Raw genomic sequence first — 14,673 nt, forward strand, 5'->3', positions numbered from 1 at the left:
GCTCAGATCGTCATCAATCACTGGCTCAGGCAGTACAATCACACCCGGCCGCATCAGGCACTCAACATGCGCCCGCCCGTTCCTGAAACCCTATTAGAGAAACCCCTGATCAGTGGCCCATACACAGGGGGCTAGACAAGATCAGGAGAAGCGCGGAGGTGGCGGATCGAAGCCAAGAATTGCAGATGAAAGGTGAAGGTTGTGCATGCTCAGCCGCGTTTTGCGCTGTTGGGACGCCAGAGACAGCTGCAGCTTCGTCGACGCGAAGATAACGCCTGCGCAAAACGGAGTGGCATGGCAGCCAGTATGATCCGCGATAGGGGTTCCACCTTGTTTTCCATGCTCATGGACGACGTCAAAAGCGTGGTAGTGAGTATCATCTGCCGGATGGGCATGCGCTTCGGACAAGGTAAGCGCCAGAAAAAGCGACGCCGCCAGCAATATGACGACGAATGATTTGCCCTGGCTGTAGCGGACGCGTTGCATCAAAGTATTCCGTTCGCTGCTTGTAGCGCGCGGACATAGGCCACGATTGCGTCCACATCGGACTTGGTCAGTCCATCTACCGGAGGCATATTTCCAAATTTCCAGTGATGCGCTCTCACGCCGTTTTGAGTGGCCAACCAGAAAGCGGCGTCGCCGTGGTGGCTCGGCTCATAGATTTTGTGAACGAGCGGAGGACCTGCACCGTCAACGCCGGCTGCGTTTTCCCCATGGCAAGCGACGCACTTGGCTTCGAAGCCGCGCTTTCCCATCAGGGCGATGTCAGGTAGGCTCTCTGGCACGGTAACGTTGGCAAGTGCCGGCCCTGTGGCCGGGTTTTGGGAAGGAGCAGGGATCGCGACGTCATCTGAGCCGTCGCGGGTCAGCACAAATCCCGCCGACAGCGCAAACGCAACTCCAATCGCCACATAGGCCAGTTTGCTCATCGTACCTGCCTAACCGTTTCTCTATGCCAGAAGTTCGGTCGTCTTACTCACGCGAAACCTAGTGCGGATGCCACTTGTGTTCAAATCAATGTGCTCACGGCAGACCAATCTACGCGGCCTTGTGCCCATTTCGCCTCTTCCTGCGTGAAATTACTCGACATTCCAATGCCATGCGTTATCGGCTACTCCGCTATTGGAACCCACTTAACGTCGATGTCATGGCCACGCACCTGTGATCCATATCAAGGACTACAACAGGGTGCACCGATATCACTCTTTTATTCACTCGGCAGGTCTCCAACGCCAAGACAGGCACAACGAAGTCTCTTCCGGTGATATTTTGAAAAAATAGGGGTGCTGATCCCCTAGAGACGCACTTTGAGAAAAAGGAGAGCATGATGAAGCGGACTGCAATTTTCTTTTCTCTCTCCGCTAGTCCGGCATTTGCCGACCCGGGGGATTACGGCCACATGATGGACTGGGGTTTCGGCCTCATGTTCGGTCCGGTTCTGTGGCTTATCGTGCTGGGCTTGATCGTAGCAGGCGTCATCTGGTTGGTCCGCAGCACAGATCAGAGCCGCACTGTTCACGGACCACACCATGCCAGTACTCCCGCGAATGGGGATGCCGAAGCCTTGGCGATACTGAAAATGCGCTTCGCCAAGGGAGAAATCGACGAAGAAGAATATGCTTCACGGAAGAAACTATTGACCAGTTAGGGCGCATGATTGCCATGAGGCAGCGAAGCCTCGCTTTTCGCTGGCGGCGTTTTGGAATGATCTCGCGTGATGTCGATATCTTCGGCACCCGTTTCGTCCAGGCAATTGTCTTCAACCTGGAGGGTGACAAGGAGGAAGCCGAACTTTTCCCGCAGCAGGTCATGCGCTGACGAAAGCACCTCGCTCCCGTTAGAGGCCGATCCTACCTGTAGATGGGCCGAGAAGACATTCTTTCCGCTTGTCAGTGCCCAGGCATGAATGTGGTGCACATCCTGCACCCCCTCGATGTTCTCGAGCGCTTCTGAGACTTCGCGCAGGTCTATGTCCGCTGGAGTGCCCTCCATCAGCATGTGAATGGCCTCCTTCAGAATTCCCCAACTCGCCCAAACGAGGACGAAGCCAAAAGCCATCCCAAGCAGTGGGTCGATTAGCAAAAAACCCGTGAACCGGATCACGAGCGCCGTGATGATGATGAGAAGACTGCCGACAAATGTCTGAATGATATGCCAAATCGCGCCGCGCGTGTTCAGATCACTCTTCCCCTCTCTCCAGAGCAATCCAAGCGAGATGAATTCGGTCAAAAGCCCGCCTGCCGCAGCCCAGAGCATAGGACCTGTTGGCAGATCGATAGGTGAAGAAAGCCGCATTGCCGCCATGCCAATGACGAAGAGCGTCATGGCAAGAAGAAATGCGCCGTTGACTGCTGCCCCGACGATTTCTGCGCGATACCAGCCGAAGCTGCGGTCTTCATCGGAAGGGCGGCGCGCGATCCGCGCAGCCACGATGGCCACCAATACGCCACCGACTGCCGAGAACGTATGGAAAGCGTCAGAAATGACGGCGATGGAGCCGGTCCACATACCGATGGCAAGTTCCACCACGAAGTAGATTCCGGTCAGCCAGGCCGAAATGGTCAGCGCCCGGTCGCCGCTGGGCAAATGTCCCGAATGTCCGTGTTCCATGTTTTCCGCTTTCTGTTCTTGTCAGCTTCGCTTCAAAGCTTCAGGCCGCGCAGTCTCAGCGCGTTCCCGATAACCGAGACGGACGACAGGCTCATTGCCGCTGCAGCGATCATTGGCGAAAGCAGCACTCCGAGGATCGGATAGAGAACTCCGGCAGCCACCGGCACGCCGGCCGTATTGTAGACGAAGGCAAAGAACAGGTTCTGCCGAATATTGCGCATCGTCGCGTGCGCCAGACGCCGAGCGCGGACAATGCCGTTCAGGTCGCCCTTCACCAGCGTGACACCGGCGCTTTCCATGGCGACGTCCGCACCGGTGCCCATGGCGATCCCGACATCGGCCGCAGCGAGGGCCGGCGCATCGTTGACGCCGTCGCCCGCCATGGCGACGCTCAGGCCGTCTTTGCGGAATGCTTCGACCAATGCGCCCTTGTCCTCCGGGCTGACCTCGGCGCGAACTTCGTCGATACCAAGCTCCCGCGCGACAGCTTCGGCGGTGCGACGACTGTCGCCCGTGGCCATGACGATTTTGATTCCCTCCTCATGCAGCGCTCGGATGGCGTCGGGGGTCGAGGCTTTGATCCGGTCGGCAACGGCCACGATTCCGGCAAGCTGGCCCGCCAAAGCCAGAAGCATGGCTGTTTTGCCCTCGGACTGAAGGGCGGCCAGACGCTCTTCGATGGCCGAGATGTCGATACCCAGATCAGCCATCAGGGCAGGATTCCCAAGCGCAACGTCCTCGCCCTCGATCCGGCCTTTCACACCCTTGCCGGTCACTGCCTCGAAGTCCTCTGCAGGTAACTCGGGCACCGACCGGTCTGTCGCACCCGCCAGAATGGCTTCGGCCAGGGGATGCTCGGATCCACGCTCCAGCGCTGCAGCCAGCGTCAGAACACGCGCATCATCAACATCGCCCTGTGCGATGACGTCGGTCAGGCTGGGCTGCCCTTCGGTCAGTGTTCCGGTCTTGTCCACGATCAGCACGTCGACACCTGCAAGTCGCTCCAGCGCCTCGGCGTCCCGGATCAGGACGCCGGCCTGCGCGCCACGCCCCGTCGCGACCATGATCGACATCGGCGTCGCAAGGCCAAGTGCACAGGGGCAAGCGATGATCAGAACGCTTACCGCAGCCACAACCGCATAGGCCAGTGCGGGGCTCGGTCCCACGAGCAGCCAAACGAGAAAGGCAATCACGGCCACGGCGACGACAGCGGGCACGAAGTAGCTCGCCACACGGTCCGCCACCGCCTGGATCGGCGCACGGGACCGCTGTGCCTGCGCTACCATGTTGACGATCCGCGAGAGCACCGTGTCGCTGCCGACAGCAACCGCCTCCATCACGAAGCTGCCCGACTTGTTTAGTGTACCACCCGTCACCGTATCGCCCGCCGACTTCTCGACGGGCACCGGCTCGCCCGTGATCATGCTTTCGTCAACGGCCGAGCGGCCCTCGATTAGACGTCCGTCCACCGGGACCGCTTCGCCCGGGCGCACCCTCAGCCGGTCGCCAGACGTCACGGCGTCGAGGGGTACGTCCTCCTCGCCCGCGTCCGCGACCCGGCGCGCAGTCTTGGGTGCCAAATCCAGAAGCGCACGTATCGCGTCGCCGGTCCGGTCACGCGCGGCAAGCTCCATCACCTGTCCTACCAGGACGAGGATCAGGATCACCGCGGACGCCTCGAAATAGACTGGCGGCAGCCCGTCCATGCCCAGAAGACTTTCGGGGAAAACCCCCGGCGCGATTAGTCCCACGACGCTGAAGAGATATGCCGCGCCCGTGCCCAGCATGATCAGCGTCCACATATTCGGGCTACGGTTCACAACCGACGCCCAGCCGCGCTTGAAGAATACCCTCGTTAGCCAGAGAACCGGCGTCGCCAGCAGGAACTGCAGCCAGACGAAGGCGCGATGTCCGATCCATTCATCGAAGGGGATTCCCACATGGGTCCCCATCTCCAGCGCGAAGACGGCAAAGGCCAACGGTCCGCCAATCATCAGACGCCGCTTGAAGCCCACCAATTCGGGGTTCGGCCCCGCATCCGCCGTCGGCATCATGGGTTCAAGGGCCATTCCGCAGATCGGACAATCGCCCGGCCCCTCCTGCACGATCTCCGGATCCATCGGACAGGTATAGAGCGTTCCCTCTGGCATCGGCTCTGGCTCCGGCCTGTCCCCCAGGAACTGCTGCGGCTCGGCCTCGAATCTCTCCTGGCAGCGGCCCGAGCAGAAGTAGAACCTTTCGCCGTCATGCTTCGACATATGCTTCGCGGTGGCGCGGTTCACACTCATGCCGCAGACGGGATCCTCAGCTTCGATATAGGCGTCTGGCTCCGCCACGAACTTCTCGAGGCAACGCGCACTGCAGAAGTGATATTCATGCCCATCGTGGGTGTGGGTGGGCTTTCCCTTGGTCGGATCCACGGTCATTCCGCAGACGGGATCGCGAATAATGGCGGCTTCTGAATGTGCGTCGGCCATGGCTATCTCCTTTGAGTCGGAGGAGAGATAGGGCTTCCAGTCACTGGAAGGTCAATGCTCAATTTTCACCTTGACCTTCTAGTTGCTGGAATCTGTAAGATCAGTAGAGGAGGTTCCCAATGAATATCGGAGATGTAGCATCTGCCAGCGGCTTACCAGCCAAAACGATCCGTTACTACGAAGACATCGGCCTCGTACGACCCGCCCGCAGCGAAAACGGCTATCGCCACTTTCGCGAGACGGACTTTCATAAGCTAGCCTTTCTCGGCAGAGCGCGATCCCTGGGTTTTACGATCGAGGAGTGCCGAACCTTGATGTCTCTCTATGAGGATCGCGATCGGGCAAGCGCAGACGTGAAAAAAATAGCCGAAGAACATCTTGAGAGGGTCGAACAGAAGATTGGCGAATTGCAGAGCCTTCGATCGACTCTCAAACATCTCGTTACCAGTTGCCACGGCGACGCCCGCCCCGATTGCCCAATATTGGACGATCTTGCTGGAGAGAGCGACGAAAAGGTTGATTGATTAACGACTGCTCCAGCGCAACTTTCCAATGTTCTCAAGCCGACTGCTGGAATTATCGGGTAAGTGAGACCCCAAAGGCTGAGCTCTAACGCCCGTGAGACACCTAGATTCTAACCCATTGATCGAATTGAACCGCTTCCAATTGATCGTGGTACACCCTACACCATATTTTTTCGGGTTTTCGCAGTTTCGTGGAGTCCACTACGGAATCCCATTTGCTAAAGCAGCCATTGGTCGAACGGCGGCATTGTCCCGCTAAGCGGACGGCAGGCAGAAAACGCTCGATGACTGCTCCGAGCCCGAAGCGGACGACCGAAATTGCTGATGCCCGGTGCGTGTAATTACAGATTCTCCAGTTTCCACGGGATGTGCCTGCCAACGAGCCCTGTCTTTGGTGCGATGGTAGCAACTGCGACACTGACTCTCTTCCTATTCTAGAACTTGTGGCCTGCATCGTCTGCGACCCTACCCATTCCAATGCGCCTTGTACGGCGTGTCAGCCCGAGCAGTATCAGGATGCCGACTACCGCGGCGATGGCTGACCCCGAGAGAATTCCGAGCTTTGCGACGTTGAGCATCGCCGGGTCAAAAGCCAGTCCCGCGATGAACAGCGACATCGTGAAGCCAATCCCCGTGAGGAACGATCCGGCCAGAATGAACGGCCACGATAAGCCCGGCGCGAGTACCGCCAGGCCGGATCGGACGGCAATCCAGCTGAACCCCAAGACGCCGATCGGTTTTCCCACCACCAGGCCGACAATGATCGCCAGCGAGACCGGTTGTGCGAGATCGACACCCTGAATGGTGATGCCGGCATTTGCCAGTGCGAAGATCGGCATGATTGCAAAGCCGACCCAGGGGTGCAGCATCATCTCGAGCCGTTCGACTGGTGAGAGCGACTCAGTGACCGCTCTGCCGGCTTGACGCAGATCGCGGTGGCTGGCGGCATCTCCTTGTTGACGATCGCCGGTCGGAACGGCGAGTACTCGCCCAAGGATCGCACGCAGGCGGTCATCGCTCACCCATATGCGCGTTGGCGTCATCAGGCCCAGAATGACACCGGCAATGGTCGCGTGGACGCCGGAAGCGTCGAAGCATAGCCAGACTGCCGCGCCCAGAAGGAAATAGACCGGTACGCTTCTGATCCCGAGTCGCGAGGCGCCTGCGACAATACCAATCCCCAGAAAGCCCAATCCGAGAGCTAACCAGTTCAACGCCTCGCCGTAACCGAATGCGACCACGAGGATTGCACCGACATCGTCAAAGATGGCCAGAGACAGCAGGAACAATCGCAAGGTGGGCGGGATCCGGCTTCCGAAGAGCGCCAGGCACCCGATCACGAAGGCCGTATCGGTTGCCATCACGGTTCCCCAGCCGTGCATACCGGGCTGGCCGGATATTATCACAAGATACAGAGAGACCGGCGCGACCATGCCACCCAAGGCGCCTACGAACGGCAGGGCGGCCTGTCGAGGGTTCCGCAATTCGCCCAGCACCAACTCGCGCTTGAGTTCCAGAGAGAGCACGAAGAAGAAAAGGGTCATCAGACCGTCGTTGATCCAGTGCCGCAGAGAGCGGGTGAAATCCAACGAGCCGAATGTCAGGCCAATGGGCGTCTCCCAGAAACGAAGAAAGCCTTCCTGCCACGGCGAGTTGGCCAGCCCCAAAGCCAGCAGAACAGCCAAGAGAAGGAGCATGCCTGCTGCCGCTTCGATTTTGAGGAAGCGTGCGAAGGGCTTCGTTATGCTGTCGGCGGCCTCGTGGGGCAAAGTCATGGGATCGTCGATCATGTGACGAGAATGCCTTTTCTGGCTGAAAGCGACACCAGCGTAGCACCACTTGCTCGGCGGCACCCTTGCTTGCCTCATAGTCTGTGAAGCTTATCACACAGAGTTCAGGCTGACAGTGCGCGTGCTTCTTTAAATCGCAAAAGTGTGGAGCTTTGCTGGTGCCAAGGGTGAAGCGCGAGCAGTATTAGCGCTTCCTCAGCTTGATGCACCTGCTATTTCCGAATGGGAAGGAGGTGCCATCGGCGATGCAGTTCCGCCTTGAGCGAGCGTTTAAACCAGCGGCCTGCGAACGGAGTTACCACCATCGATGATCTGGTTGATAAGTCCAGCCACGGACCGGTGTGATTCCGTTTCAGCCTCTGATCCCTTGGCGTTCTCATGGCTTGCTGCGGCGTCGCGGAGGAACGCAGATCGCCCCTGTTTCCCAAAAGATACGCGCAGGTCGGTCTCGCCGCCCTTACACAGGTCAGTGCGGGCGACTGCCAATAGGACGGCCGCAGCCGGTTCGGTGCCCGGGACTAACATGCGTCAGCGCCGGTCGAACGTTCTCGAAGTACAAGAGAAGAAATCGTTCGACTGGTCCGTCCCGAACTCCAAGGGGCCGTCAACAGTGCTGAGCGAAGGATCTGTCAACATCGTGGAGGCCGGAGATGAGCGTGCGTTCATCCAGTTTGAGGGTGACTTTCCTGCACCCGTTCAGCCTAGCCGGTTTTCCGGACGAACTTCCGGCCGGGGACTATGAAGTCCTGATTCAGGAAGAACTTCTCCGCGGGCAAGGTTTCGAAATGTATCAGAGGACGGCGACCCATATGACCGTTCCTGGCAGGGGGGATCGGGCGGGTTGGATGGAACTGCACACGATATCAGAGCGCGACCTGAATGAGGCGCTGAGCCGGGATCAAGGTCCGACAGAGATGAACAACCACAGCGAAGCGGCGCTTTCTCCGCAGGAGGACTTGAAATGAATACTCCCGAATGGCTCAAACCCGGCATCTATGGTGCCGTGATCGGTGCTGTCTTTGTCGGCGTCGTCGGATTTTCCTGGGGTGGCTGGGTGACCGGCGGCACTTCTAATGACCGGGCGGTGGCGATGTCCCGTAACGATGTCGTCGCCTCAATGGTACCGGTCTGCCTCGACATGGCGCGGTCAGACCCGGCTCGGGCGGACAAGCTTGCAACGATCCGGGCAGCCTCGACCTACCAGAGGCGCGATGCTCTCATGACAGCCGGCTGGGCGACGATGCCAGGAACCGATGCCCCAGACCGAGACATTGCGCAAGCCTGCCTGAAGGAACTGGACCTCTGAGGTCATGCTGTTCAGAGCCGACGATGTGATGGCGCAAAACGGGTCGCACCGTCAAACGCGCAAGCCAGGCATCGCCCTGAGTGCAAAAACCGAGATAGGAGCTTGCGATGCCTTCTGATGACAATGGGCCGGAAGATCGCGGACCTTGGAAAAACAAGCAGACCCGCGTTCCCCCTGAGGTTGACGCAATTCTCAGGCGGGGCCGGGATCGGCTGCACGGCATCCTGCCGGACGGTCTGCCACCGGTGAAGCGTCTTGCAAGCGGGGCCGCCATTGCGCTTGCGGCGTTTGGGGCGTGGTCCTCATATTACACGGTGCCGAGCGACTCCGTTGCGATTGTCCAACGGTTTGGGAAGTACGCGGCCGAGGTCCCTCCGGGGCTGCACTTCAAGATCCCGTTCGGGATCGACGTCACTACGTTGGTCCCGGTCAAGCGCCAGCTGAAACAGGAGTTCGGGTTCACAACTCCGGGTGCCTCCGATCCCTATCAGAGCCCGACGGACGGTCGCCGCGAGACCGAGATGGTGACTGGCGATCTCAACGCCGCGCTCGTGGAGTGGGTGGTGCAGTACCGGATTTCCGAACCCCGGAAGTTCTTGTTTGAAGTGCGCGAGCCAAGCGCGACCCTGCGTTACGTCTCGGAGTCCGTCATGCGCGAAGTTGTGGGAGACCGCACAGTCGACGAGGTGATCACCGTCGGGCGCCAGGAAATCGAAAGCGAAGCCCTGCTGAAGATGCAGGCGCTTGCGACCAAATACGCGATGGGCATCAGCATCGATCAGGTACAGCTGAAGAACATCAATCCGCCACAGCCGGTTCAAGCCTCGTTCAACGAGGTCAACCAGGCACAACAAGAGAAGGAGCGGATCATCAACGAGGCCCGCCGCGAATACAACCGCGTCATACCTCTGGCAGAAGGCGAAAAAGACCAGCGCATCCGCGAAGCCGACGGCTATCGCCTGAGGCGGATCAACGAAGCCGAGGGCGATGCGGCTCGATTCACGGCGCTCCTGACGGAATACCGCCAGGCCCCGGAGGTGACCCGGCGCCGGATCTACATCGAAACCCTGCAGGATGTTCTGCCGGGAATTGGTTCCAAGATCATTGTTGACGGGTCCACGGCAAGCATCCTCCCGCTTTTGAACCTTGATCGACGGACAGGAGAGCAACGATGAAGACCCTTTCGCTTATTGCCTCGGGGATCGCGGTTGCCGGGGTCGTCGCTGCGTCATCCGCCGTCTACACGGTCGGCGAGGTCGAGCAGGCCATCATCACCCAGTTCGGCAAGCCGGTCGGCGCGCCGATCACCGAGGCTGGTCTCAAGTTGAAACTCCCCTTCGTTCAGGAGGTTAACCGGATCGACAGCCGGGTTCTGGAGTGGGACGGCTCGCCATCGGACATGCCCACCAAAGACAAGCTCTATATCTCGGTCGATCTCTTCGCGCGCTGGAAGATCACCGATCCTCTGCAGTACTTTTTGCGCCTGCGCGACGAACGCAGCGCCCAGTCGCGCCTCGATGATATCCTCGGCAGCGAGACGCGGAATGCTGTCGCCAAGCACGAACTCATCGAGATTGTGCGCACGACCAGGGGCCGGACGCCGCTTCGGGACACGCTTCTGACTGATCAGGAGCTTGCCCAGGACATTGGCGCACTGGTTCCCATCACGAAGGGGCGGGCGCTGGTCGAGCAGCAGATCTTCGAGGCGGCCGCGGAGAAGGTGCGCGTTTTCGGGATCGAGCTTCTCGATATCCGCTTCAAACGCATAAACTACAACGAAAGCGTGCGACCCAAGATCTATGACCGCATGATCTCGGAGCGCCGGCAGATCGCCGAAAGATTCCTGTCAGAAGGCAACGGCGAAGCGGCCCGTATTCAAGGCAACCGGGTGAGGGACCTGAACAAGATTCAGTCCGAAGCCTATCGCGCTGTTGAGGAAATCCGCGGTGCCGCCGATGCCGCAGCAGCAGCAATCTATGCGGGCGCCTACAATGTCGATGCCGTTTCGGTGGAATTCTACGATTTTGCCCGAACCATGCAGGCCTACGGCGACATGATCTCCGACGACACGACGCTTGTCTTGACGACCGACAGCGATCTGTTCCAGTTCCTGCGCGGCATGCAGGGCGAGGCAGACCCAATTCGCGATCCGGGCAGCGCCCCAGGCGACGGTGGCGTGGCGTCGATCGGCAGGGCCCGACCAGCGCAAAACCCCGCGACGCCAATCGTGACACAGACGGAGGTCGAAGCAGGCCGATAGGTTCATGGTGGAAGGCTTAAAGCATGAATAGAGGGTATCAATCGGGAAGTACGTCAATCACATCTGGACCACCGAGGTCGGTTTCTTTCCGCTTCTGAGTAAGACACACCCACTAAACTTCCGTGCACCTAACCTGCGTCAGCGCACGATTTTCGCTTGGCTGGTAGGTGGATGGCAAGAGCTGGATCGCGATGACGCGAGGGCCTGCCTGCCCACACTCGAGGACACGACATCCAGCGTCGCACCGCGCTGCGAGGAGGACAATACGCTATGACATCAGTCAAATATCTTACCAGTACGGCCGCAGAGACCACCGACCTCGAACGGCGTGTGCTGGCCCATGAACGAATCCTGCAAGCTCTGATCGCCTACATGGCCCGTACCGAGCCGCGTTTCGTCGACCACCTGCGAGAACGGTTCGTAGAACAGATGAGATTGACCCAGCGCGAGCACGACCACCGCGAAACCGATGATTATACGGAAGAATTCATGCGCGCCGTGATGCTCCTTGGAGAAGCGCGCGCTCCCAACGCGAAGGAGCCGGAAATGACCGATAGGCATCCCATGCCGCCGAAAAGCAAAGGAGGACAGGGTTCTTCAATGAACCGGCCACCGCAGCGCGGTGGGGTTCAGGTACGCGAAAGGAACGGCATCTGGGAGGTGCAGGTCGATGGCAAATTCCGCGGCGACTACCACCAGAAGGAACATGCTCTTGCCGCTGCGGCCCTGCACAAGTTGTCGCCCCGATGACCGGTAGCACTCATCCGACACTCCCACGGGACTTCTCGATCCAAGTGGCCGAGAACGAAGGCATGCCAACGAGACCGAATTCCAGGGGCTCCCCGCCGCCGCCCGCGCCCACGCGACGGCTCACCGGAACGCTCACGCTTGGGTCATCGAAGAAACGCGGGGCAACCGGCGCACTCTGGTCTTCCAAGGAGCAAGCGGCGATGAGACAGCCGCTGGCAAGGTTGACCTCGAGGCTGGCCATCGTGGCTGGAATGATAGCGTCGCTGGCCTTCCCCGTCCTTGCGCAGGATGGCACTCGCCCGATGCCTCGGACGCTCATCCTTGCAAGATGATCATGACATGACCAGGCGCGGCCGTGTGTCCGGCATGCGGGTCAGCATCGGGTGCCGTCTGCGATACAGCTTCCCGCAACCGACGCCACTGATCGCGCTGCTGAACGTGCACTACTCGCGCTTCGGCGATCTGGAGCGTGCCGACTATCTCGTGACGAAGCCGAGCGTGCCGCTCGAAAGCTATCGCGATGGGTTCGGCAACTGGTGCACGTGACCTGCCCCCCATCGAGTGGTCCGGTTTCAGTCTTAGTGCATGACGGGTCCTGGCGCTACGGCCGGCGTGGCCGGCGAAGCGGCTCCGGATGGCGGAGCCGGCCACTGGACGACCTCTGGAGCTGGCGGCCGACATCGAACCGGACCTGTCCGCGGCAAGAACCAACTCCAGATCTACTTCAAGCAGCTCAGGTGCATGTGACTGAGTGCAGACTGTTGCGCCGAACAGTGCCAGCACATATCCGCGAAGACCGGAAACAGAATTGGTCATAGCAGCCTGCCTTCTCCATGGATGCCCCAGAGCATCCAGGAAGCCTTTTCGTTTGTATGTCCTTCAAACGCAGGACACCGACCGAGCGCCGATGTCCGGGAAATGAGCTGCCGTGGTCAGATTGATGACAACCGCGAATGTCTCATTTGTCCGCCTAGCAGACGCTGGGCGAAAACCGCTCAATGACAGCTTCGAGCCCCATACTGTCAGATGCAGCATCGCTCTCGAAGGTCGGCTTCCACGGATTTATGCTGCGAGTGCCGGACCGCGTTCCATTTGGGTCTGTCCGTTCTTAACCGGGATCAATGAAGCCTGCTGCGCTTTGGCGCACCTCCTGTCAGACGCCCGGTTTCTCGGGCCGCCTCAACAGGAGAAACTTCATGACCTTCGCCGACGCCACTGCCACGCTGCCTGCCGGGCGCGCAGCGCCACTTGCCTTTAACGAACACGCCGCGATCCGGGCGCGGCGCCTGGCCGCCGCGCTGCTGCTGGGACAGTTCGTCTTCATGTGGGGCGCGTTCTTCGTGCTCGCCCCGTCGATCCAGTGGCCTGCTTCGCTGGGCTTACCGGCGGCAGAGGCGCGCTGTCACGGTCTTGGGGTTCGGTGGAGAGTTCGATCCTGCATAGCGCAGGATCGCCTCTCCACCCGATCCGTGGCTCTTGTCGCCCCGGTTATTGGAAGACAGTACCGGAGAGGTCGAAGTCGTCGACCGCCCCGTCGCCCCGAATGAAAATCCGGTGGTTGAATCGCACGTAGTTGAGTTCGCCAGACGGATCTTCGAGCAATTCGCCAAGGGCTCCCTCGTTCGGGCCTTCGGTGATGATAAAATAGCCATCAGCCGTGTTGGCCACATTGGCAGGCGCGGGATCCGATCCGCTGGTCAAAGCGGAGAACTGCACAAACACATATTTGTCGCCCTCTTTGCGGATCTCGATGTTTTGCGAATTCCCCTTGAAGACGCCGACGAAGGGATCGAGCACAGCCGGATCAACACCCGCTGCGACCGGAGAGTTGGCCTCGATTCCCGTGAAGGCTTTGACCATTGCATTCGCAACTTTCTTGTAGGCCTCGGATCCGCGATCGCTGTGGACCAAAACCACCACGGCAAAGTCGCGATCCGGGATCAGCTGCAGGAAGGACCGCGTGCCGGGCCAATTCCCGCCGTGGCTGGGGCTGGTGACCCCGTCGTAATCGTGGATGAACCACGTCAACCCGGTAAAGTCGCCGGCCTCGGCCTCGACTGCCGGAGCGTGGGCATAGTCCAGCGCTTCTTTGGACAGCATCTGGTTCCCGGCGGCGTCCTTTCCGTCCAGCTGAAAGCGGGCGTATTTCAGCATGTCGTTGATCGTCGAGCGGAGCGCGCCGGAGGCTGCCGATTCCTGGATCAACGGAATGTAGTAGGGCTTGAGATCGTTGATGTTGCCTTCGCCGTAGATCGGCGGATGACCCCATGCGTAATCTTTGGCCGGCGGGGTGGGGTCGTAGTTAAAGGATGACGAATCCATGCCGAGCGGAGTCAACAGGTTCTCTTCGATCAGGTTCTCGATCGACTTTCCGCCGGCATGCGACACCACATGGGTTGCGAACGTGATGCTGGTGTTGTTGTACATCCAGGTTTGACCGAACGGATAGAGCTGCTCGACGTAAGCCGCCTGGAGCATGACCTTCTCGCTGATCGACCCGCCCGGGGGAACACGAAGGAACCCATGGTCGCCATACCAGCCAGCGCGATGGTGGAACAGGTCAACGACCCGGGCTTTCGACGTTGCTTCCGCATCCGCGACCCTCCACCACGGCAGGAGGTCGACGACACGCGCGTTCAAATCCAGCTCGCCCCGTTCGGACAGCTGCAGGGCCACCGTCGACAGGAAGGTTTTGGTCACAGAGCCAATTTGAAATTGCGTATCGGGGGTAACGGCCTCGTCGGTGCCTACCTTGGTGATGCCGAGGCCGGCGCTGTAAGTGTTGGGCCCATGGATGACCCCGATACCAAGCCCCGGTGTCCTTCCCCCCTAGAACTGGGCCATTACTTTGGCCGCGAGAGGGGGATTGGGCATGGCGAGGAAGCGACATTCAGACGAAGACATCTTGAAGCTGCTGCGTGAGATTGAGCTGAAGCTGACGGCTGGTGGTGATGTG

General features: G+C 59.7%; 16 protein-coding genes and 1 pseudogene. 11 read left to right on the top strand and 6 right to left on the bottom strand.

All coding sequences use genetic code 11. The features are described 5' to 3' along the window. Nucleotides 1-12: 12 nt before the first annotated feature. On the top strand, nt 13-135 hold the full coding sequence (locus ACKLNI_RS00060; RefSeq protein ID WP_413716966.1) for an integrase core domain-containing protein: 123 nt from the start codon (nt 13-15) through the stop codon (nt 133-135). 6 nt (nt 136-141) lie between these two features. On the opposite strand, the gene ACKLNI_RS00065 is transcribed toward ACKLNI_RS00060, so the two are convergent. Together ACKLNI_RS00065 and ACKLNI_RS00070 are read right to left on the bottom strand one after the other, a co-directional pair. Further along, nucleotides 142-486: a hypothetical protein gene (locus tag ACKLNI_RS00065; RefSeq protein ID WP_413716951.1), complete on the bottom strand. Its 345-nt coding sequence runs from the start codon at nt 484-486 to the stop codon at nt 142-144. Beyond that, the gene (locus ACKLNI_RS00070) at nt 486-929 is read right to left on the bottom strand and encodes a c-type cytochrome (RefSeq protein ID WP_413716952.1); all 444 of its coding nucleotides are present in this window, start codon (nt 927-929) and stop codon (nt 486-488) included. Before ACKLNI_RS00070 ends, ACKLNI_RS00065 begins: the two co-directional genes overlap by 1 nt. Nucleotides 930-1,327: 398 nt before the next feature. Here ACKLNI_RS00070 and ACKLNI_RS00075 point away from each other — a divergent pair, with 398 nt between their 5' ends. Further along, nucleotides 1,328-1,648 carry an SHOCT domain-containing protein gene (locus ACKLNI_RS00075; protein WP_413716953.1) on the top strand — a complete coding sequence of 107 codons (321 nt, stop codon included), beginning with the start codon at nt 1,328-1,330 and terminating at the stop codon, nt 1,646-1,648. On the opposite strand, the gene ACKLNI_RS00080 is transcribed toward ACKLNI_RS00075, so the two are convergent. Both ACKLNI_RS00080 and ACKLNI_RS00085 read right to left on the bottom strand, forming a co-directional pair. Beyond that, nucleotides 1,645-2,610, bottom strand: coding sequence for a cation diffusion facilitator family transporter (locus ACKLNI_RS00080; RefSeq protein WP_413716954.1), 966 nt, complete (start codon nt 2,608-2,610; stop codon nt 1,645-1,647). The two genes, ACKLNI_RS00075 and ACKLNI_RS00080, sit on opposite strands and share 4 nt — an antisense overlap. A gap of 32 nt (nt 2,611-2,642) precedes the next feature. Beyond that, on the bottom strand, nt 2,643-5,087 hold the full coding sequence (locus ACKLNI_RS00085) for a heavy metal translocating P-type ATPase (RefSeq protein WP_413716955.1): 2,445 nt from the start codon (nt 5,085-5,087) through the stop codon (nt 2,643-2,645). A gap of 119 nt (nt 5,088-5,206) precedes the next feature. Between ACKLNI_RS00085 and cueR the strand changes: the two genes are divergently transcribed. Next, complete coding sequence (gene cueR, locus ACKLNI_RS00090; RefSeq protein ID WP_413716956.1) at nt 5,207-5,611, top strand: Cu(I)-responsive transcriptional regulator; 405 nt, start codon at nt 5,207-5,209, stop codon at nt 5,609-5,611. Between the two features lie 434 nt (nt 5,612-6,045). Here the strand turns inward: cueR and nhaA are convergent, their stop codons facing one another. Next, nucleotides 6,046-7,401, bottom strand: coding sequence for a Na+/H+ antiporter NhaA (gene nhaA, locus ACKLNI_RS00095; protein WP_413716957.1), 1,356 nt, complete (start codon nt 7,399-7,401; stop codon nt 6,046-6,048). 650 nt (nt 7,402-8,051) lie between these two features. On the opposite strand from nhaA, the gene ACKLNI_RS00100 reads away from it, so the two are divergent. The 8 genes from ACKLNI_RS00100 (at nt 8,052) to ACKLNI_RS00135 (ending at nt 13,264) form a co-directional block, all read left to right on the top strand. Then, a complete protein-coding gene (locus ACKLNI_RS00100; RefSeq protein ID WP_413716958.1) occupies nt 8,052-8,366 on the top strand; it encodes a hypothetical protein in 315 nt (104 codons plus the stop codon). Further along, nucleotides 8,363-8,707 carry a hypothetical protein gene (locus ACKLNI_RS00105; RefSeq protein ID WP_413716959.1) on the top strand — a complete coding sequence of 115 codons (345 nt, stop codon included), beginning with the start codon at nt 8,363-8,365 and terminating at the stop codon, nt 8,705-8,707. The genes ACKLNI_RS00100 and ACKLNI_RS00105 overlap by 4 nt, the downstream gene beginning before the upstream one ends. A gap of 107 nt (nt 8,708-8,814) precedes the next feature. Then, nucleotides 8,815-9,882: an FtsH protease activity modulator HflK gene (hflK, locus tag ACKLNI_RS00110; RefSeq protein ID WP_413716960.1), complete on the top strand. Its 1,068-nt coding sequence runs from the start codon at nt 8,815-8,817 to the stop codon at nt 9,880-9,882. After that, nucleotides 9,879-10,967, top strand: a complete 1,089-nt coding sequence (gene hflC / locus ACKLNI_RS00115) for a protease modulator HflC (RefSeq protein ID WP_413716961.1) — start codon at nt 9,879-9,881, stop codon at nt 10,965-10,967. The genes hflK and hflC overlap by 4 nt, the downstream gene beginning before the upstream one ends. Nucleotides 10,968-11,237: 270 nt before the next feature. Beyond that, a complete protein-coding gene (locus ACKLNI_RS00120; protein WP_413716962.1) occupies nt 11,238-11,717 on the top strand; it encodes a hypothetical protein in 480 nt (159 codons plus the stop codon). Nucleotides 11,718-11,917: 200 nt separating this feature from the next. Then, nucleotides 11,918-12,049: a hypothetical protein gene (locus tag ACKLNI_RS00125; RefSeq protein WP_413716963.1), complete on the top strand. Its 132-nt coding sequence runs from the start codon at nt 11,918-11,920 to the stop codon at nt 12,047-12,049. Between the two features lie 7 nt (nt 12,050-12,056). Then, nucleotides 12,057-12,263 carry a hypothetical protein gene (locus ACKLNI_RS00130; RefSeq protein WP_413716964.1) on the top strand — a complete coding sequence of 69 codons (207 nt, stop codon included), beginning with the start codon at nt 12,057-12,059 and terminating at the stop codon, nt 12,261-12,263. A 650-nt stretch (nt 12,264-12,913) separates the two neighbouring features. After that, a complete protein-coding gene (locus ACKLNI_RS00135; RefSeq protein ID WP_413716965.1) occupies nt 12,914-13,264 on the top strand; it encodes a hypothetical protein in 351 nt (116 codons plus the stop codon). Here ACKLNI_RS00135 and ACKLNI_RS00140 read toward each other — a convergent pair. Beyond that, nucleotides 13,206-14,531: pseudogene (locus ACKLNI_RS00140) on the bottom strand (serine hydrolase domain-containing protein); the annotation flags it as partial. The gene ACKLNI_RS00135 and the pseudogene ACKLNI_RS00140 sit on opposite strands and share 59 nt — an antisense overlap. Nucleotides 14,532-14,673: the final 142 nt, after the last annotated feature.

It is taken from the genome of Silicimonas lutimaris (assembly GCF_047314965.1).
Lineage (GTDB): Bacteria > Pseudomonadota > Alphaproteobacteria > Rhodobacterales > Rhodobacteraceae > JAVJUV01.